Origin of the sequence: Rhodanobacter sp. K2T2, from assembly GCF_013408815.1 — a bacterium.
GTDB lineage: Bacteria > Pseudomonadota > Gammaproteobacteria > Xanthomonadales > Rhodanobacteraceae > Rhodanobacter.
In genome coordinates, this window is sequence record NZ_JACCCA010000011.1 from 54890 (window position 1) to 75493 (window position 20604).

Consider the following 20604-nt stretch of genomic DNA (forward strand, 5'->3'; position numbering starts at 1 on the left):
TATCCGGCCCGTATGGGGCCACGTGGCGATGTTCCGCTGAATACAAGCTGGCCCGCAGTTTTCACATGCGTGTCGTTCAAGCCGGGGTAAACCGCTGAAAAATGCCGGCTTCCCGATGAACGTCCGCGGCTGGCCCGCATCAGCGCGCACGAACTTGACACTTTCTGGCGTTTTGGGTTGCCGCGTCGCAGCAGGCAAAGGGTATAATTCCCCGGCTTTATCCCCAGCCATCCGTGGGGGCGCTTCGCCAGGCTTGCATTAGCGGCGAACAACCGCGACTTCACAGTCACACGGATGGTTGCAAGCATCCCTTCCCTGCCGGTGGTGACGTGAGTACTAATCTGATCCGCGAGTTTTTCGACTCTTCGCAACTCGCTGGCGGCAACGCCGATTACGTCGAATCCCTATACGATTCCTGGCTCGCCGACGCCGCGTCGGTATCCTCCGATTGGGGTCGCTACTTCGAAACGTTCAAAGGCCGCGAATCGGGCGACGTCTCGCACGTGCCGGCCATCGCGCGCATCGAGGCCGCCCAGAAGCTGCGCCACAACGGCGGCACCGTAGTGTCGGCGGCTGACGACGAGCATGCGCGCAAGCAAGCCGGTGTACTGCGCCTGTTGACCGCTTACCGCTCGCGCGGCCACCTCGCTGCCGAACTGGATCCGCTGGGCTTGACCGAGAAAATGCCGGCGCCCGATCTCGGCCTGGCGTTTCACGGCCTGTCCGATGCCGACCTCAATACCGAATTCGACACCGGCAACTATGCCGGCGACGGCAAGCGCCTGAAGCTGGGCGAGTTGCTGACACGACTGCAGAAAACCTACGCCAGCACGATCGGCGCCGAGTTCATGTACATCAGCAATCACGAGCAGCGCAACTGGATCTATACGCGGCTTGAGCAGCGCGCGGGCAAGAGCGGCCTGGACAAGTCCGGCAAGCAGCGCGTACTCGATTGCCTCAACGGCGCCGAAGGTCTGGAACGCTATCTGCACACCAAGTACGTCGGCCAGAAGCGCTTTTCACTGGAAGGCGGCGACAGCCTGATTCCGATGCTCGACGACGTGGTGCGCGCTGCTGGCGACAACGGTATCAAGGAGCTCGTGATCGGCATGGCCCATCGCGGCCGCCTCAACGTGCTGGTCAACATTCTGGGCAAGGCGCCGAAGACGCTGTTCGACGAATTCGAAGGCCGCTTCGAGCACCCGGACGATCCGGCACACTCGGGCGACGTGAAGTACCACATGGGCTTTTCGGCCGACATCAAGACGCCCAAGGGCGGCGTGCACGTGGCGCTGGCGTTCAACCCCTCGCATCTGGAAATTGTCAATCCGGTGGTTTCCGGCTCGGTGCATTCGCGCCAGACCCGCCGCCGCGACACGATGCACGAGAAGTCGATGGCCGTGATCATCCACGGCGATGCGGCCATGGCCGGCCAGGGCGTGAACATGGAGCTGTTCAACATGTCGCAGGCCCGCGGCTTCAAGATCGGCGGCAGCCTTCACATCGTGATCAACAATCAGGTGGGCTTTACCACCTCGAATCCGCAGGACGCCCGCTCGACCCTGTACTGCACCGACCTGGCCAAGATGGTCAACGCGCCGGTGTTTCACGTGAACGGCGACGACCCGGAAGCGGTGATCGAAGTCACCCGCCTGGCCTACGAATTCCGCAAGACGTTCCGCAAGGACGTCGTCATCGACCTGGTCTGCTACCGCCGCCACGGTCATAACGAAGCCGATGAGCCGTCGGCAACGCAGCCGGTGATGTATCAGATCATCCGCAAGCGTCCGACCACCCGCGATCTGTATGCGCAGAAGCTGGTGAAGGAAGGCGTGCTGGCCGAAGGCGAGCCGCAGAAGCAGTTCGAGGCCTACCGCGATCGTCTCGAAGCCGGCGCGCCTATGGCAGACCTCGATCCGTCACCCAACCGCGATCGCCCGGTCGACTGGGCACGCTTCGTCGGTGGCAAACTGTCAACGCCGGCCGACACCACGGTGCCGAAGAAAAAGCTGCAGGAGCTGGCCAATCAGATCCTCACCCTGCCCGCCGATCTCACGCTGCAGGCGCGCGTCGCCAAGATCTACGACGACCGCCGCAAGATGGCTGCCGGCGAGCAGGCGGCCGACTGGGGCTTTGCCGAAAACCTGGCCTACGCCACGCTGATCGACGGCGGCCATGACCTGCGCATGGTCGGCCAGGATTCCGGCCGCGGCACGTTCTTCCATCGCCATGCCGTGCTGCATGACCAGAAAGACGGCCATACCTATCTGCCGCTGGCCACCGTGCGCGAAGACGCCGACGTCGAAGTGATCGACTCGCTGCTCAGCGAAGAAGCCGTCATGGCCTTTGAATACGGCCACTCGACCACCGATCCGGATACGCTGAATATCTGGGAAGCGCAGTTCGGCGATTTCGCCAACGGCGCGCAGGTCGTCATCGACCAGTTCATCAGCTCCGGCGAAGCGAAGTGGAATCGTCTGAGCGGGCTAGTGCTGCTGCTGCCGCACGGCTATGAAGGCCAGGGCCCGGAGCATTCCTCCGCGCGTCTGGAGCGTTTCCTGCAGCTGTGCGCGATGGAAAACATGCAGGTCTGCGTGCCGACCACGCCGGCGCAGGATTTCCACATGATCCGCCGCCAGATGCTGCGCCCGGTGCGCAAGCCGCTGATCGTGATGACGCCCAAATCGCTGCTGCGTCACAAGCTGGCCGTCTCCAGCCTGGACGAACTGGCCAACGGCAGCTTCCAGCTGGTGATCGGCGAACACCGCGAGCTGGCGCCGAAGAAGGTGAAGCGCGTGGTGCTGTGCTCGGGCAAGGTCTACTACGACCTTCTGGAAGAGTCCGAAAAACGCGAATTGAAGGACGTCGCCATCGTCCGCGTGGAGCAGTTGTATCCCTTCCCGCGCGCCGAAGTCACCGCGGAACTGGAGAAGTACCCGGCGGCCAAGGAAGTGTTCTGGTGCCAGGAAGAGCCAATGAACCAGGGTGCCTGGTTCCAGATCCGTCATCACCTGCAGGCCTGCGTCAGCAGTAAGCACAGCTTGTCGTATGCCGGTCGCGCGCGCTCTGCGGCCCCCGCCGCCGGCCATCTCAACACGCACGTTGCCGAACAGGCTGCACTGGTCGAACAGGCGCTCGTCGCGCCGGTCGGCACGGATCACTCGGCAGAATAAGATGTTTGGCCGCTTTATGACCTTCGCGCTCGCCCACGAGCGCTAAAACCTAGGATTCCCCATGTCGATCGAAGTCAAAGTCCCCGTTCTGCCCGAGTCGGTCTCCGACGCCACCATCGCCACCTGGCACAAGAAAGCCGGCGACGCAGTGAAGCGCGACGAGAACCTGGTCGATCTCGAAACCGACAAGGTGGTGCTGGAAGTTCCCTCCCCGGTCGACGGCGTGCTGAAGGAAATCAAGCACGAAGTGGGCGACACGGTGAACAGCGAACAGATCATCGCGATCATCGAGGAAGGCGCCGCAGCGGCCAAAGAAGAGCCCAAGGCAGAAGCCAAGGACGAGAAGCCGGCGCCCGTCGCCGCAGCCAAGTCCGAAGCGCCCAAGGCCGAAAAATCCTCGGGCAAGGGCAACGAAGACCTGTCGCCGGCCGGCCTGCGCGTGGCCACCGAACAGAAGATCGACGCCTCCAAGGTCGAAGGCACCGGCCGCGACGGCCGCGTGACCAAGGAAGACCTGGTCAACTATGGCAAGGACGGTGGCGCGAAGGCCCCGCCGGCGGCCGCCAAGCCGACTCCGGGTTCGCGTCCGGAAGAGCGCGTGCCGATGACCCGCATGCGCGCCAAGATCGCCGAGCGCCTGATGCAGTCGAAGAACTCGATCGCCATGCTGACCTCGTTCAACGAGGTGAACCTGGCCGAAGTCACCAAGATGCGCAAGTCGCTGGGCGAACAGTTCCAGAAGACCCACGGTATCAAGCTCGGTTTCATGAGCTTCTTCGTCAAGGCCGCGGCCGAGGCATTGAAGCGTCGCCCGATCGTCAACGCCTCGGTCGACGGCAACGACATCATCTATCACGGTTACCAGGACATCTCGATCGCGGTGTCGACCGAGAAAGGTCTGGTCACGCCAGTGCTGCGCGACGTGCAGAACATGGGCTTTGCCGATATCGAACAGGGCATTGCGGACTATGCCAAGAAGGCCCGCGACGGCAAGCTGGGCCTGGACGACCTGCAGGGCGGCACGTTCACCATCACCAACGGTGGAACCTTCGGTTCGCTGCTTTCCACGCCGATCGTCAACCCACCGCAGAGCGCGATCCTGGGCATGCACACGATCAAGGACCGCGCGATCGTCGAGAACGGCCAGGTCATCGTCGCGCCGATGATGTACATCGCCATCTCCTACGACCATCGCATCATCGACGGCAAGGATGCGGTGCTGTTCCTGGTCGACATCAAGGATCAGCTTGAGAATCCGCAGCGTATGTTGCTCGGTCTTTAATCGCTCTCTGATGGCGGCCTCCGCCATCAGAAAATAGACAACGAGGCTCTGGAGATTGAGAACTCGCAAACAGCAAATGCTTGCGACTTGTTTTACCAGTCATCAAAGCCGAACCCGCACCGTCAGCGAGCAGTGACTCGCCAGCAAGGAACTCGAACCATGAGCGACAAATTCGACGTCATCGTCATCGGCGGCGGCCCGGCCGGTTATCACGCCGCCATCCGCGCCGCGCAGCTGGGTCTGAAGACCGCGGTGGTCGACGCCTGGGCCGGCAAGGACGGCAAGGCCGCCCTGGGCGGTACCTGCCTCAACGTCGGCTGCATTCCTTCGAAGGCGTTGCTGGATTCGTCCAAGCAGTTCTACAACCTGGCGCACAACCTGCCCGCGCACGGCATCAGCGTGGAAAACGCCAAGGTCGATCTGAAAACCTTCATCGGCCGCAAGGAAAAAATCGTCAAGCAGTTCACCGGCGGCGTTGCCCAGCTGTTCAAGGCCAACAAGATCACCAGCTATTTCGGTACCGGCAAGCTGCTGAAAGGAAATGAGGTCGAGATCAGCGGCAACGATGGGCAGAAGCAGACCATCAGCGCGACCAACGTGATCCTGGCCTCGGGCTCTGTGCCGATCGAACTGCCGTTTGCCAAGTTCGACGGCAAGCACATCATCGACAACGCCGGCGCGCTGGAACTCGACGCCGTGCCGAAGCGCCTGGGCGTGATCGGCGCCGGTGTGATCGGCCTGGAGCTGGGCAGCGTGTGGCGCCGTCTCGGTGCGGAAGTAACCGTGCTGGAGGCGTTGCCGGAATTCCTCGGCGCCGCCGATCCCGATATCGCCAAGGTGGCGTTCAAGGAATTCGGCAAGCTCGGCCTCGACATCAAGCTCGGTGCCAAGCTGACCAAGGCCGAGGTCAGCAAGAACGAAGTGCACATCACCTATAACGACAAAGACGGCGATCATGACCTGGTCGTCGACAAGCTGCTGGTCGCCGTGGGTCGCCGTGCGTATACCGATGGTCTGCTGTCCGAGGACTGCGGCGTCAAGCTCGACGAGCGCGGCCGCATCGTGGTCGATGAGCATTGCCACACCGGCGTCGATGGCGTCTGGGCGGTCGGCGATGCCGTGCGCGGCCCGATGCTCGCGCACAAGGGCTTCGAGGAAGGCATGGCGGTGGCCGAGTGGATCGCCGGCAAGGCCGGCCACGTCAATTACGACACCATTCCCTGGGTCATCTACACCGAACCGGAAATCGCCTGGGCCGGCAAGACCGAAAAGCAGCTCAAGGAAGAAGGCGTGCCTTACAAGGTCGGCAGCTTTCCGTTTGCCGCCGTCGGCCGTGCCGTGGCGATGAATGAGGCCATCGGTCAGGTGAAGATGATCGCCCACGCCGAAACCGATCGCATTCTCGGTGTGCACATGGTCGGACCCGGCGTCTCCGAATTGATCGCCGAGTGCGTCGTGGCGATGGAGTTCAAGGGTTCGGCAGAAGACATGGCGCGCATTGTCCACGCGCATCCGACTCTGTCCGAAGCCGTGCACGAGGCGGCGCTGTCGGTCGACAAACGCGCGATCCACAAAGGCAACTGATCGCGCTCGCCATGCCTGGTTTTTTTGCACGAATCGCGACCCGTCCCCCAAGGACGGGTTTCGCGCTTATGGAGGCCTCATGACTGAAGTGACTTCGCTCTGCGTCTACTGCGGTTCCAGCAGCGGCAAGCATCCCGAATACGCCAAGCAGGCACGCGCCTTCGGTACCGAAATGGCGCGCCGAGGAATCACCCTGGTCTACGGCGGCGGCAACGTCGGCCTGATGGGCATCGTGGCCGATGCGGTGCTCGCCGGTGGCGGCAAGGTCATTGGCGTGATCCCACGCCAGCTGGTCGATCGCGAGGTCGCACACGCCGGCCTGACCGAGCTGCAGGTGGTCGACACCATGCACCAGCGCAAGACGCGCATGTTCGAACTGTCCGATGCCTTCGTCGCCCTGCCCGGTGGCTTCGGCACGCTGGACGAAATGTTCGAGATGCTGACCTGGTCGCAGCTCGGCCTGCACAGCTATCCGTGCGCCTTTCTCGACGTGCGCGACTATTACGCGCCGCTGCGCGGCATGATGGACCATATGGTCGGCGAAGGTTTCGTCCGTTCTACCCAGCGTGAAAACGTGTGGTTCGGCGAAAGCATGAGCCAACTGTTCGACTGGATGAGCCGCATTCCGGACGTCCATACGTCCAAGCCGAAAGAGGAAGCGCTGTGACCGACATGTCCGACTTTCACGCGTTTCGCATCCACAACGACGATGCCGGCTATCGCGCCGGTATCGAAAGCATCGGCGCCGACGCGCTATCGCCCGGCGAAGTGCTGGTCGCCGTCGCCTATTCCTCGGTCAACTACAAGGATGCGCTCGCCGGTACCGGCAAAGGCAAGATTCTCCGTCAGTACCCCTTGAATGGCGGCATCGACGTGGCCGGCCACGTGGTCGCCTCGACCGACCCCACCTTCAAGGAAGGCGACGCGGTGCTGTGCACCGGCAGCGGGCTGTCCGAAACGCGCGACGGCGGCTACGCCCAGTACATCCGACTGCCGTCTGCCTGGACGATTCCGCTGCCTGCCGGTTTGAGCCTGCGCGAAAGCATGATCCTGGGCACCGCCGGCTTCACCGCGGCGCTCGGCTTGCTGCGCATGCTGGACAACCATCAGACGCCGCAGCTCGGCCCTATCGCGGTGACCGGTGCCAGCGGCGGCGTGGGCATGCTGGCCATCGATATCTTCAGCCGCGCCGGCTACGAAGTGCACGCGATCAGCGGCAAGACCGATCATTTCGATTTTCTGCGCGCGCTGGGCGCCTCCGAGTGCATCGATCGGCATCAGCTGGCTTTCAGCGGCAAACCGATGGATTCGGTGCGTTTCGGCGGTGTACTGGACAACGTGGGCGGCAGCATGCTCGCCGGCCTGTTGCCCTTGATCAGCCCTCTTGGCAACGTCGCGCTCTGCGGCAACGCAGGCGGCGTGGCCTTCGATACCACCGTGCTGCCCTTCATCATTCGCGGCGCGGCGCTGCTCGGCATCGCCTCGGCCGGCACACCGCGTGCGGTTCGCGACGAGGTCTGGCGCCGCCTGGCGAACGACTGGAAGCCGCAGCACCTCGATCGTATCGCCACAAGTGAGATCGCCCTCACAGAGCTGTCCGGTGCGTTTGCGCGTATGCTGACCGGGGACTCTTTCGGCCGTACGCTGGTGCGCATCGATCGCGCCGCTTGACGAAAGCGTGCTTGGAACTGCCACAGCCACCGCTTAGAATTCACGAAACCGAAGGAACCAACATCCAATGGCACGCATCTTGATTGTCGACGATTCTCCGTCCCAACTCTTGGGCATCAAGCGAATCGTCGAAAAACTCGGACACGAAGCCTTCTCCGCCGAAGACGGCGCCGCCGGCGTCGAGGTTGCCAAGCAGGAACTGCCCGACCTGATCCTGATGGACGTGGTGATGCCGAACCTCAACGGATTCCAGGCCACACGCACGATCAGCAAGAACCCGGAAACGGCGCATATCCCGATCATTCTGGTGACCACCAAGGATCAGGAAACCGACAAGGTATGGGGCATGCGTCAGGGCGCCAAGGCCTATGTCACCAAGCCGATCAAGGAAGAGGATCTGGTCAAGACCTTGAACGAGTTTCTGCCAGGCGCGCGCGCGCCGTAATCGTCAGACTTCCTCAAGAGTCGCCCAAAAAACGGCGCCCGAGAGCGCCGTTTTTCATCGCTGCTCGCCGCCATCAGCTGCGTGGATCGTAATCCGTGAACTGATCGCGCAATGCCTCATAAGCCGCACGTTGGCTGTCGCTTTCGGCCAGCGGCGCGCGGATCGAGAGTTCGACCAGCTGATCGCCCGGATTGGCGCCCGGCATGCCGCGGCCTTTCAGACGCAGTTTGCGGCCCGATTGCGACCCCGCGGGTATGCGCAAATCCACTTTGCCGGCCAATGTCGGCACGGAAACGGTGGCGCCCAACGCGGCCTCCCAGGGCGAGATCGGCAGGACGTGCAGCACATTGCGCCCGTCTAGGCGGAAGCGCGGATCGTCACGGACCGTCACCTCGAGCAACAGGTCGCCCTTGGGACCCCCGGCCATGCCTGCCTGACCCTGGCCGGACAGGCGAATGGTCTGGCCGGACTGGATGCCGGCGGGAATCTTCACTTCCAGCACGCGTTCACCGCCAGCGGGATCCTGCATGGAAAGCCGCGTGCGACCGCCGTCGAAGGCCGTCTGGAGATCGATCTGCACGCTGGCCTGGACATCGCGCCCGCGCCTTGGACGCGCCTGCCCACGCTGTCCTCCCGCGGCATTGCGGCCGAACAGGCTCTCGAAGAAGTCGCTGAAGTCGCCATCGCCCATATCGCCGTGACCGGGCTGACCCTGCCAGCCCGGCGGCGGCCGGAACTGTTCACCCTGTCGATAACCGCCAGCCCGTAGCTCGTCATAGGAGCGCCGCTTGTCGGCATCCTTGAGCACCTCGTTGGCTTCATTGATCGACTTGAATTTTTCCTCGGCGCCCGCGTCCTTGTTTTTGTCGGGATGGTACTTGCGCGCCAGCTTGCGATACGCCGCCTTGATGTCGGCCTCGCTGGCGTCGGGCTTCACACCCAGAATGTCGTAATAATCTTTGAATTCCACTGCCACTCCCCAACTTACGCAAAATCCGCGCCGGTTCATTCACCGTCGCGGCCTGTGCCGCACTATGCGGCGGCCAATCTGCATCTGGCTGACCGCCGCCCTTGATGTTAGTGCGTTCCGACGCCCTCATGCCTGTATCCCGCTAGATGGGCCTCATCGAACGCAGCCAGCCGACGCGATCCGTGGGCTGGGATGCCCGAACTGCACCTCTCAGACAAGGTCTGCCCGTCGGCATCCGATTGACCTAGATCGAACCGGCAACCATGACTAAAGAACATGCCATGATCTCCTCCATGCCATGCGGTGCATCCACCGCCTGCCTTGCAAGATAGGTGCGCTGGACGATGATTCAAGGCGACGCTCCCCGCGGATCGACGCCCAGCCGACCTACGATTCAGCCACGCCACAGCGAACGCACGATCGAACACGGTCACGCCTCATCATCATCGACGAGAGACACATGGTCATACAGCCCGGAAAAATGATTCCCGACGCCTCCGTGCAGGTTATCGACACCGAGGTGCGCAAATGCCGTACCAGCGAGCTGTTCGCCGCGCGCAAGGTGGTGATGTTCGGCGTGCCCGGCGCATTCACTCCCACCTGCTCGAACAAGCATCTGCCGGGATACGTGAACCATCTGGCCGCTTTTAACGAACGCGGGATTACGGTCATGTGTCTCGCCGTCAACGACGCGCACGTGATGCAGGCCTGGGCGTCATCGCTGCAGGTGCCCGCCGAGCTGCTGATGATCGCCGACGGCAACGCCAGCTTCACCCGTTCGATGGGGTTGGAGCTGGACGGCACGGCCTTTGGCATGGGCATTCGGGTAAAGCGCTTTGCGCTGTTTGCCGAAGACGGTGTGGTCCGTCTGCTGCAGGTCGAGTCGCCGGGCGAATATCGCGTGTCCAGCGCCGAGGCAATGCTTGCCGCGATCGATCAATAAACTCCACTGCACGGATAACGGCTAAGCGCTGCCTCCGTTCGGCCGCCGATAAAAACTTTCAGACACGTCGGAGAACTCCATGCGCCATCGCTCGAAAGCATCCGCGCTGAAACTTTTGGCTCCGATGCTCCTCGCACTGGGTGCAGCGCATGCAAGCGCACAAACGATGCCTTCGGCCGCAGCCTCCGCCACGCTCCTCGCACCGCCAACGGGCGGCGACCGCGCGTCGATGAGACAATGCAGATACGCAGCCACGGCTCGCCGATGAATGCTCTAGCCTACGTGGCGGCCGGCGCTGGTCCGCATCCGGCCGTGATCCTGTTACACGGCTTCCCGGGCAACGAGCGCAATCTGGATCTGGCGCAGGACATACGCCGCGCCGGTTGGGACGTTCTGTACTTCAACTACCGCGGCTCGTGGGGCACGCCGGGCAAGTTCTCCTTCACGCACGGCATCGAAGATACCGCCGCCGCACTCGCCTATCTGCGGCAGCCGGATGTCGCCCGAAAGCTGCGGCTGGACCCTACGCGCATCGTGCTGATCGGGCATAGCATGGGTGGCTTCATGGCGGTGGAGACCGCCGCAACCGATCCCGCGATCAAGGCGGTCGCGACCATTTCGGCAGCCGACTTCGGCGGCAACTTTCTGGCTTCGCTGGACAAAGAACCAAAGGCTGCCGCGATCGAACAGCTGAGCAAAGCTCTCGCCAACGAAGGCATGGCGCCTCTTGCCGGATGCACGCCGAAAGGTCTGGCGCTCGACGTCGCCGACCATGCGAGAGCCTGGAGCTTCAGCGCCAACGTGGATGCCCTGAAGAATCGTATAGCACTGGTCATTACGTCAGACGACGGTCTGGCGAAGCAGAACCAGACGTTTGCGGATGAGCTGACTCGCGCTGGCGACAGCAAGGTCACATCGGCGCATTTTCCCACCGACCACGCCTACTCCGATCAGCGCACCGAACTGTCGTCCGCGGTTCTGCACTGGCTGGCATCGCTGCCCAACTAGCGCGTTCGCAAAGCAGGTGCCGAAGCGATCGTTCCGTAATCTTGCCAATAAAAAACCCCGGAATCGCCGGGGTTTTTTATTGTTGCGCAAAGCCGTTGATCAGTCTTCGGCGGGCGTCGGATCGACTTCTTCCGAACCACCCCCGTCGACAGGCGCGGTGCCGCCGACAATCTCGCCCTCTTCGCCGTTTTCTTCTTCCGCATCGAGCCGCATCACGCTGACCAGCTTTTCATCCGCCGGCAGCTTGATCAGGGTGACGCCCTGGGTGTTGCGGCTGAGCTGCGATACCTCGGCCACGCGCGTACGTACCAGCGTGCCCTGATCGGAGATCAGCATCAGCTCGTGCAGTTCGGTGACCTGCGTTGCCGCCACCAGCGCGCCGTTGCGTTCGGAACACTGGATACCGATAACGCCCTGGGTGCCTCGTCCCTTCTTCGGGAATTCGCTCAGCTCGGTGCGCTTGCCGTAACCACGCTCGGTCGCCGTGAGAATGTCGCCCTCGGCGGCCACGATCAACGAGACCACATTTTCGTCCTTGGCCAACCGCATGCCGCGCACGCCGCCGGCGGTACGACCCATCGAGCGCACGGTGTTCTCGTCGAAGCGGTTGACCTTGCCGTTGGACGCGAACAGCAGCACGTCGCTGTCGCCATTGGTCAGCGCCACGTTGACCAGCGCGTCGCCTTCATCGAGCTTGATCGCGATCTTGCCCTTCTGCAGCTGAAAGGCAAACTCCGTGAGCGGCGTTTTCTTGACCGTACCCATGCGGGTCGCAAAGAACACGAAGCGGTCTTCGGTGTATTCGCGCACCGGCAGCACCGCCTGCACTTTTTCGTTTTCGCCCAGTGGAAGCAGGTTCACGATCGGCTTGCCGCGCGCACCCGAGCCCGCCTCCGGCATCTGATATACCTTGAGCCAATAGACGCGACCGGTGCTGGTGAAGGTCAGCAGGGTATCGTGGGTGTTGACCACCCACAGCTGCTCGACGAAATCCTCGTCTTTCAGCGCCGAGGCCGAACGCCCCTTGCCGCCACGCCGCTGCGAACGATAGCTGCTCGCCGGCTGACGCTTGATGTAACCGGTATGCGATAGCGTCACGACCACGTCTTCGGGCGTGATCAGGTCGAGTACGTTGAGGTCTTCCTGCGAATGCTGGATCTCGGTGCGGCGGGCATCGCCGAACTCTTCCTTCACCGTTTCCAGTTCGCCGCGGATTACCTCGAGCAGGCGCTCGGGATTTTCCAGAATCTCGATCAGGCCGCGAATGGTTTCCAGAATCTGCTTGTATTCGTCGGAGAGCTTTTCCTGCTCCAGTCCGGTCAGACGATGCAGACGCATCGCCAGAATTTCCAAAGCCTGCGCTTCGGACAGCTGATAGCCGTCATCCTTCAGGCCATCGCGCGGATCCATTTCCTCCGGGCGGGAGGCTTCGGCTCCGGTGGCCGACAACAGCGCGCGAACCAGCCCCGCTTCCCAGCGCCGCACGACCATCCGCTCGCGCGCCTCGGCCGGCGAGGCCGACGTCTTGATCAGCTCGATCATCTCGTCGATGTTGGCCAGCGCTACCGTGAGGCCTTCGAGGATGTGCGCACGTGCGCGCGCCTTGCGCAGTTCGAAGATCGTGCGACGTGTCACCACTTCGCGACGATGGCGGATGAACGCCTCGAGGATATCTTTGAGATTCAGCAGACGCGGCTGGCCATCGAGCAGCGCGACCATATTGATGCCGAAGGTGACCTGCAGCTGGGTCTGCTGGAACAGGTTGTTGAGCACTACGTCGCCCATCGCATCGCGGCGGATCTCGATCACCACACGCATGCCGTCCTTGTCGGATTCGTCGCGCAACTCGCTGATGCCTTCGAGCTTCTTTTCCTTGACCAGCTCGGCGATCTTTTCGATCAGCCGCGCCTTGTTCACCTGATACGGCAGCTCGTGAATGATGATGGTTTCACGGCCGTTCGCCTCGGTTTCCACCTCGGCCTTGGCACGCACCAGAATGCGGCCGCGGCCCGTGCGATACGCCTCGATGATGCCTGACGAACCATTGATGATGCCGTGGGTCGGAAAGTCCGGCCCCGGAATATGCTGCATCAGATCCTCGACGCCCAGCGACGGATCGTCGATCAGCGCCAGTGTCGCCGCAATCACCTCGTTGAGGTTGTGCGGCGGAATATTGGTGGCCATACCGACCGCGATGCCGGCAGAACCGTTGATGAGCAGGTTCGGCACGCGCGCCGGCAGCACCAGCGGCTCGTGCTCGCTTTCGTCGTAGTTGGGACCGAAGTCGACGGTTTCTTTGTCGATATCGGCCAGCAGCTCGTGCGTGAGACGCGACATGCGTACCTCGGTGTAACGCATCGCCGCGGCGTTGTCGCCATCGACCGAACCGAAGTTGCCCTGACCGTCGACCAGCAGATAGCGCAGTGAAAACGGCTGCGCCATGCGCACGATCGCGTCATACACCGATGCATCGCCGTGCGGGTGGTATTTACCGATCACGTCACCGACCACGCGGGCCGATTTCTTATAGGGCTTGTTCCACACGTTACCCAGTTCGCTCATCGCAAACAGCACGCGACGATGCACCGGCTTGAGACCATCGCGGACATCGGGGAGCGCGCGGCCCACGATCACGCTCATGGCGTAATCGAGGTAGCTCTGGCGCATCTCGTCTTCGATATTGACGCGAATGATTTCTTTGGCGAGATCTGCCATGAATTAGCTTTCCTGGAGGACGAAAAAGGTCGCCGGAAGAGCGCTCGCGGCGCGCATGCAGGCGACTGGAAATCAACCCCGGAAGTGTACCACGAATGGCCTCAGATAGATAAGTTTTAAACCTTATCTATCAATAACTTATGCGGAAGCCTTTGGGTTCTTGAAAAGCGTGCTGCGAGCGGCCGCAAAGTTGACGAATGCCGCTACCACCGAGCCCGCTGCAGCGCCGATCGCCGGCCACCGATGAAGCACGGGAAAGTTCATCAGCAAAAGCGCGTAGACACCGTAATTGACCGCTGCACCGACGCTCATCAAGCCCATCCAGTGCAGCCATTCGGCGTGCGCCGATCGATCGCTGCGACGATCGGCAAAGGTGTAATGGCGACTCCACCACCAGGTGAAGGTCGCTGCGATAAGAAACGACGGCACGCGCGCCACGTATGGATTCCAGCCGGCCAGGCCGACCAGCATCTGCACAATGCCCGTATCGACGACCAGACCACCGACACCGCCAACGGCAAAGAGAAAAATCTCCCTGTGCAGTTTTACCATCCGAACATCGCCTGCATGGCGATTGAGTTCGGTCGTTCGATCACGCCACGCTCGGTCACGATCGCGTCGATCAGTTCCGCCGGCGTCACGTCGAATACCGGATTCCACGCCTGCGCACCATCCACCACGGTGCGCTGCCCGGCGGTACTGAGCAGCTCGGTCGCATCGCGCAGCTCGATCTCGATATCCTCGCCGGTGCCGGTCGCCATATCCACCGTCGACGAGGGCGCGACGACCATGAATTTCACGCCGTGGTATTTCGCGGCAATGGCCAATTGATAAGTGCCTATCTTGTTGGCGGTATCACCATTGGCCGCAATGCGATCGGCGCCGACGATCACCCACTGCACGGCACCGGATTTCATCAAATGCGACGCCGCCGAATCGGCAATCAGTTTGGCGGGAATGCCGTCGCGCACCAGCTCCCACATGGTCAGCCGCGCACCCTGCTGCCACGGCCGCGTTTCACCCGCATAGACCTGATCGATCCGGCCACCGGCGACGCCGGCGCGGATAACGCCGAGCGCCGTACCATAACCCGCCGTGGCAAGCGAACCGGTATTGCAGTGAGTCAGCACGCCGGAATGCGCCGCAATCAAGGACGCGCCGAGCTCGCCCATCCGGCGATTGGCCGCAAGATCCTCGTCCTGGATGGCCTGCGCCTCGCGCACCAGCCCCGGCGCATCGGCGCCGGATGCGATGCGCTTTTTCATCCGATCGAGCGCCCACATCAGGTTGACCGCGGTGGGTCGCGCCGCGCGCAGCGTGCTCAGGACGGGATCGAGGTCGACCTTCTGCTGGGCAGCCATGGCGACACCCCAGGCCGCCGCGATACCGATGGCCGGCGCGCCGCGCACGGCCAGATCGCGGATCGCCTGCGTCACCTGTTGCGCATCACGGCATTCGATCCACCGTTCTTCGGCGGGCAGCAAACGCTGATCGAGCAGGCGCAGGTGATCGCCCTGCCACTGCACGGCGCGAATGGAGTCGAGGTTGGGATTGGGCGTTGTCATCGATCCATTATCGCCGATGACATGCCATCCCGGCGACACCTCACGGTGGACGGAAAACGAAGCGAAGGGCGAGATCGACGTGTCAGCCCGCCTCCGGCACCACCAACCACAGAATGCCGTAAATCAAAATGCCGGAGCCGCCAAAAAAGGTCAGCACGATCCAGGCGATCCGCACCAGCGTGGGATCCCAGCCGAAATATTCTGCGATGCCTGCGCACACGCCAGCGACGGTCCTGTTGCTGCGTGATCGATACAAGCGCTTTTCGGTATTCATTCGCATTACCTCATCGAGAGCGATCAGTCGCGTGCATGCAGCCACTGATGAATGGCCGGCGGCACCTCGCGCTGTGCCCGACCGGAGACGTAAATGCCGATGTGGCCGCCCTTGAACGCCAGCTGGGTGTAATCCTCGGTGCCCAGACGCGTTGCCATGGCGCGCGACGCGTCGGGCGGCACCAGATGATCCTGCTCGGCAAAAATATTCAACACCGGCTGTTTGATCTGGCGCAGATCCACGCGACGACCGCCGATCTCCAGCGCGCCACTCATCAGGCCGTTTTGCTGATAGAACTTCTGAATGAACTCGCGAAACGCATCACCGGCTTGGTCGGGTGAATCGAATATCCAGTGCTCCATGCGCAGAAAATTTTCCAGCTCGATCGGGCTTTCCAGAATATCGACCAGCCCTACGTATTTCTGCTGATTCAAGCGCACAGGCTTGAGCGAGAGATATACGTAATTCATCAGCGAGGCAGGAATATTGCCGACGGTATCGACGAATCGATCCACGTCGAGCGTGCGTGCCCAGTGCGAAAGCATATTGTCCGGCGTCTGAAAATCCACCGGAGTCACCATGGTGATCAGATTCCGGATTTTCTGTGGATGCAGGGCGGTGTAGCACAGCGAAAACGCGCCACCCTGGCAAATGCCGAGCAGATCGATCGCGTCGAGCTCGTACCTCTGGCGCACGGCATCGACACAGCGGTCGAGATAGCCGTTGATGTAATCGTCCAGCGTCAGCCAGCGGTCGGACGCATCGGGATAGCCCCAGTCGATCAGATAAACGTCCTCACCCTGCTCCAGCAGATTGCGCACCATCGACCGGTCTTCCTGCAGATCGGTCATCCAGACGGTGTTGACGAGCGCATAGGCGATGAGCAGGGGAACCCTCGACGTCGGTTTTTTCGCGCCCTTGAAATGCCAGACTTTCAATTTGTCTTCGCTGTACACCAACTCGCGCGGAGTGTTGGCGTATTCCGGCTGGCGCGCACCATGAAGCTGCCCCATGCCCGAGGCCAGCTTGCGCTGGAAAGCGCTGACCTCGTCCATAATCTTGTTGGGATCCATTCGAAACGGCGAGTGCTCCACGGCCGCTCCTTAGCTACGCTTGCGCGGTTTGACTGGCGCCACGCGTTTTGCCCGAGATGGGGAGGCCGCCGATTTTTTGGCAGCCGCCTTGGTTGTTTTTTTCGATGAAGATTTGGCGATGGACTTCTTTACCGCCGAACGCGACACCTTTTTTACAGCGGCAGTTTTCGCCGTCGGAGCCTTCTCTACGGCCGATCGCGTCACCCCGCTCGCCAGCAGCTGCTCCTTGAGAAAGGCTACATCGCGGCGTAATGAGGCCAGCTCTTCGGCGTGATCGGCGACGGGCGCCGCAGTCTTGCCCTGGCGCATCTCACGCCGCAGCGAATGCAAGCGCTCACCCAGACTCGACACGTCGCTACGCGTCGGTATGCCGAGCTGCTGGCAGAGATATTCGGTCTGCTCCTGCTGCAGCTGCCGCACGCGTATCTGCGTGTTGACCATCTCGCCGTACGCTTCGCGAAATTCTTCCGAGAGCGCAATCTCGGCGTAGGCTTCTTCCGCGCAATCGACCCACAAGTCGTACAGCACCTTCAGCGATTCGATCTGCTGGCCCGGCGCCGCGAGCTTGGACAGTCTCGCCTGCAGCTTTTCGATGGCCTGCGCATTGGAACGCTGCATCAGCGCCTGATAACGCTGTAAAGCTTCCAGATGTTTTGCGATGGCATCCGCCAGCGCCTGCTGCTGCGCGTGCGGGTCGTTGCCAAAGCCAAAGCCCGCAGCGCCGGGTGGCTGTGGCTTCGCCGCGGAAGCGTCCGCTTTTTGATGGGAATTCAGCCACGCCTGCCACTGGTCGACAAAGGTTTTAGCCCCCGCATTATCGGCGCCTGCAAAACCGTGAGAGAAAGGCTGACCAGCGCCGGAGAAAAGCTGCTGGATCTGCTGCTGCCAGTCGTTCTGCGGGGTGGAAACGCTGGCTGCGGCGCTCTGCAGCCAGTCGGCGTAGCTTTTCAGGCCGGCCAGCGCGTGGTCGAGCGTGAGATTGGGCGACGCACTCTTCGTCGAAGACGAGCGACGCGCATCTTCTGCACTGGTGCCGAACGGCGGCTGCATGTGGGCCGCAAACGCCTCCCAGGATTTGCGCACCATGTCCTGATAGTCCTTGGCGGCACCGGTCTGGAAAAAATCGTCTGCTTGCTTGGTCACGCGCGGGCTCTCGTCACTCATGTCGCTTCATCCTAGCAAAAGCGACCCGCGGAAAAACGGTCACGGCAAAAGCAAAAGGCCCGGCGTGAAAGCCGGGCCTCTCAATCGCATCGATAACTTGAAACTCAGACGCCGGCGGCGGCTTCGTCTTCGGTCACGGCTTTCATCGACAGGCGAATACGGCCTTGCTTGTCGACCTCGAGTACCTTCACCTTGACGATATCGCCTTCCTTCAGCTTGTCGGAAACCTTCTCGACACGCTCGCTGGAGATCTGCGACACGTGCACCAGACCATCCTTGCCCGGCATGATCGTCACGAAGGCGCCGAAGTCCATCAGCTTGGCGACCTTGCCCTCGTAAATGCGGCCCGGCTCGACGTCGGAAACGATCTGCTCGATGCGCTTCTTCGCCGCGTCGCCCGCTTCGCGGTTAACCGAGGCGATGATGACCGTGCCGTCGTCGTTGATGTCGATCGTGGCGCCGGTCTCTTCGGTGATCGAGCGGATGGTCGCACCGCCCTTGCCGATGACTTCGCGGATCTTGTCCGGATGGATCTTGATGGTGATCAGGCGCGGCGCGTACTCGCTCATTTCCTGACGCGCCGTGGTGATGACCTTGGCCATTTCGCCGAGGATGTGCAGACGACCACGCTTGGCCTGTTCCAGCGCCACCTTCATGATCTCTTCGGTGATGCCGTCGATCTTGATGTCCATCTGCAGCGCGGAGATGCCGTTGGCGCTACCGGCCACCTTGAAATCCATGTCGCCCAGATGATCTTCGTCGCCGAGGATGTCGGACAGCACGACGAAGTCGTTGCCTTCCTTGACCAGACCCATCGCGATACCCGCCACCGGCGCCTTCAGCGGCACGCCGGCATCCATCATCGCCAGCGAAGAACCGCACACCGAGGCCATCGACGAGGAGCCGTTGGATTCGGTGATTTCCGAAACCACGCGCACCACGTAAGGGAATTCCTCAATGCTGGGCTTCACCGCCTGCACGCCGCGCTTGGCGAGACGACCGTGGCCGATTTCGCGGCGCTTCGGCGCACCGAAGCGGCCGGCCTCGCCCACCGAGAACGGAGGGAAGTTGTAATGGAACAGAAACGGGTCTTTCGACTCGCCCTCCGGGGCGTCGATGATCTGCGCATCGCGGGTGGTGCCGAGCGTGGCAATCACCAGCGCCTGGGTTTCACCGCGGGTGAAAAGCGCCGAGCCATGCGTGCGCGGCAGCACGCCAACGCGGCAGGTGATCGGACGCACGTCGTCGAGCTGACGCCCGTCGATGCGCACCTTGGTCTTGAGCACGCTGTCGCGCATGGTGTGGTATTCGAGCTCGGCGAATTCCTTCGACAGCTCGGCCGAATGCCAACCGCTCTCTTCGGCCTGACCCTTGATCGAGGCCAACGCTTCGGCCTTGATCGCCGAGATCGCATCGCGGCGCTGCAGCTTGTCGCGCACCTGGAAGGCCTCTTCCAGCTTGTTGCCGACGGCGCCCTTGACGGCGGCAATCAGCGACTCGTTCTGTGCCGGCGCCTGCCAGTCCCACGACGGCTTGGCCGCTTCGGACGCCAGCTCGGCAATCGCGCGGATGGCGACCTGCATCTGCTGGTGACCGAACATCACGGCACCGAGCATCACGTCCTCGGAGAGCAGCTTGGCCTCGGATTCCACCATCAGCACCGCACCGCTGGTACCGGCCACGACGAGGTCGAGGTCGGACGTTTTCAGCTCGGTATGGGTCGGGTTGAGCAGGTACTGGCCGTTGGCGTAACCGACGCGCGCCGCGCCGATCGGCCCCTTGAACGGAATACCGGCCAGGCTCAGGGCGGCGGACGCACCGAGCAGCGCAGCGATGTCGCCGTCGACTTCCGGGTTCAGCGACACGACCTGCGCGATGACCTGCACTTCGTTCTTGAACTCTTCCGGAAACAGCGGGCGCACCGGGCGATCGATCAGACGCGAGGTCAGCGTCTCCTTCTCGGTCGGACGGCCTTCGCGCTTGAAGAAGCCGCCCGGGATACGGCCGGCCGAATAAAACTTTTCCACGTAATCCACGGTCAGCGGGAAGAAATCCTGACCTTCCTTCTGTTTGGTCGCCGCCACGGCGGTGACCAGCACCACCGTGCCGCCCATGCTGACCATCACCGCGCCGGACGCCTGGCGGGCAATTTCGCCCGTCTCCAGAGTGACTTCGTGACTACCGTACTGGAATGACTTGGTTACTTTTGCCACGTTGATTTGTCCTGAATTGAGGAGTGCGGCTATGGATGACCGCTTTTTGACCTTCGCGTTCAAGGACGAACGCAGGACCTTAATAGCGCGGCCAAGAATGACCGCTTTTCGATCTCTGCGTTCACGGACGAACGCACAGGCTACCTACGCTGAATTACCGACGCAGGCCGAGGCGTTCGATCAGGGTCTGGTAACGGGCAAGATCGCGATCTTTCAGGTAGCTCAGCAGGCGCTTGCGCTGGTTGACCAGTTTCAGCAGGCCGCGGCGGGAATGATGATCCTGCTTGTGCTCTTTGAAATGGCTGGTCAGGTGGTCGATGCGGGCCGAAAGCAGCGCAACCTGGACTTCCGACGAACCGGTGTCGTTGGGGACGCGGCCGAAATCAGCAATGATCTTGCCGGTTTGTTCTACGGTGAGGGACATGAGTATGAATTCCTTGAAAAGCGATGCGAAGCTTACGCAACGTCACCACGAATGACGTTGCGTAAGCTTCGCCTAATGA

17 protein-coding genes are annotated in these 20604 nt (G+C 62.0%); 8 read left to right on the forward strand and 9 right to left on the reverse strand.

Annotated elements, in window-relative coordinates:
* Positions 1-329 precede the first annotated feature (329 nt).
* The 6 genes from HDE78_RS16700 to HDE78_RS16725 all read left to right on the forward strand — a co-directional run bounded on the left by HDE78_RS16700 (position 330) and on the right by HDE78_RS16725 (position 8155).
* Positions 330-3173 (forward strand): 2-oxoglutarate dehydrogenase E1 component, encoded by a 2844-nt coding sequence (locus tag HDE78_RS16700; protein WP_179481570.1) that lies wholly within the window; start codon positions 330-332, stop codon positions 3171-3173.
* A gap of 61 nt (positions 3174-3234) precedes the next feature.
* Positions 3235-4455, forward strand: coding sequence for a 2-oxoglutarate dehydrogenase complex dihydrolipoyllysine-residue succinyltransferase (odhB, locus tag HDE78_RS16705; protein WP_179481572.1), 1221 nt, complete (start codon positions 3235-3237; stop codon positions 4453-4455).
* 159 nt (positions 4456-4614) lie between these two features.
* Entirely contained in the window at positions 4615-6039 is a 1425-nt protein-coding gene (lpdA, locus tag HDE78_RS16710) for a dihydrolipoyl dehydrogenase (protein WP_179481574.1), read from the forward strand.
* Positions 6040-6127: 88 nt separating this feature from the next.
* Positions 6128-6706: a TIGR00730 family Rossman fold protein gene (locus tag HDE78_RS16715; RefSeq protein ID WP_179481765.1), complete on the forward strand. Its 579-nt coding sequence runs from the start codon at positions 6128-6130 to the stop codon at positions 6704-6706.
* 5 nt (positions 6707-6711) lie between these two features.
* Positions 6712-7710 carry an acryloyl-CoA reductase gene (locus HDE78_RS16720; protein WP_179481767.1) on the forward strand — a complete coding sequence of 333 codons (999 nt, stop codon included), beginning with the start codon at positions 6712-6714 and terminating at the stop codon, positions 7708-7710.
* Positions 7711-7777: 67 nt separating this feature from the next.
* Positions 7778-8155, forward strand: coding sequence for a response regulator (locus tag HDE78_RS16725; RefSeq protein ID WP_179481576.1), 378 nt, complete (start codon positions 7778-7780; stop codon positions 8153-8155).
* Between the two features lie 73 nt (positions 8156-8228).
* Here the strand turns inward: HDE78_RS16725 and HDE78_RS16730 are convergent, their stop codons facing one another.
* On the reverse strand, positions 8229-9125 hold the full coding sequence (locus tag HDE78_RS16730) for a DnaJ C-terminal domain-containing protein (RefSeq protein WP_179481578.1): 897 nt from the start codon (positions 9123-9125) through the stop codon (positions 8229-8231).
* Positions 9126-9585: 460 nt separating this feature from the next.
* Here HDE78_RS16730 and HDE78_RS16735 point away from each other — a divergent pair, with 460 nt between their 5' ends.
* Positions 9586-10068, forward strand: a complete 483-nt coding sequence (locus HDE78_RS16735; RefSeq protein ID WP_179481580.1) for a peroxiredoxin — start codon at positions 9586-9588, stop codon at positions 10066-10068.
* 264 nt (positions 10069-10332) lie between these two features.
* Complete coding sequence (locus tag HDE78_RS16740; protein WP_255457869.1) at positions 10333-11076, forward strand: alpha/beta hydrolase; 744 nt, start codon at positions 10333-10335, stop codon at positions 11074-11076.
* A 99-nt stretch (positions 11077-11175) separates the two neighbouring features.
* Here HDE78_RS16740 and gyrA read toward each other — a convergent pair whose 3' ends face one another.
* The 8 genes from gyrA to rpsO all read right to left on the reverse strand — a co-directional run bounded on the left by gyrA (position 11176) and on the right by rpsO (position 20525).
* Complete coding sequence (gene gyrA, locus HDE78_RS16745; RefSeq protein WP_179481584.1) at positions 11176-13791, reverse strand: DNA gyrase subunit A; 2616 nt, start codon at positions 13789-13791, stop codon at positions 11176-11178.
* A gap of 138 nt (positions 13792-13929) precedes the next feature.
* A complete protein-coding gene (locus HDE78_RS16750; RefSeq protein WP_179481585.1) occupies positions 13930-14343 on the reverse strand; it encodes a GtrA family protein in 414 nt (137 codons plus the stop codon).
* Entirely contained in the window at positions 14337-15356 is a 1020-nt protein-coding gene (gene mtnA, locus HDE78_RS16755) for an S-methyl-5-thioribose-1-phosphate isomerase (protein ID WP_179481587.1), read from the reverse strand. The genes HDE78_RS16750 and mtnA overlap by 7 nt, the downstream gene beginning before the upstream one ends.
* Before the next feature lie 82 nt (positions 15357-15438).
* Positions 15439-15630 carry a PspC domain-containing protein gene (locus tag HDE78_RS16760; protein WP_179481589.1) on the reverse strand — a complete coding sequence of 64 codons (192 nt, stop codon included), beginning with the start codon at positions 15628-15630 and terminating at the stop codon, positions 15439-15441.
* 23 nt (positions 15631-15653) lie between these two features.
* Complete coding sequence (gene phaC / locus HDE78_RS16765) at positions 15654-16703, reverse strand: class III poly(R)-hydroxyalkanoic acid synthase subunit PhaC (RefSeq protein WP_179481769.1); 1050 nt, start codon at positions 16701-16703, stop codon at positions 15654-15656.
* A 30-nt stretch (positions 16704-16733) separates the two neighbouring features.
* Entirely contained in the window at positions 16734-17888 is a 1155-nt protein-coding gene (locus HDE78_RS16770; RefSeq protein WP_179481591.1) for a poly(R)-hydroxyalkanoic acid synthase subunit PhaE, read from the reverse strand.
* Positions 17889-17992: 104 nt separating this feature from the next.
* Positions 17993-20101 carry a polyribonucleotide nucleotidyltransferase gene (gene pnp, locus HDE78_RS16775; protein ID WP_179481593.1) on the reverse strand — a complete coding sequence of 703 codons (2109 nt, stop codon included), beginning with the start codon at positions 20099-20101 and terminating at the stop codon, positions 17993-17995.
* Between the two features lie 154 nt (positions 20102-20255).
* Entirely contained in the window at positions 20256-20525 is a 270-nt protein-coding gene (rpsO, locus tag HDE78_RS16780) for a 30S ribosomal protein S15 (protein WP_179481595.1), read from the reverse strand.
* Positions 20526-20604: the final 79 nt, after the last annotated feature.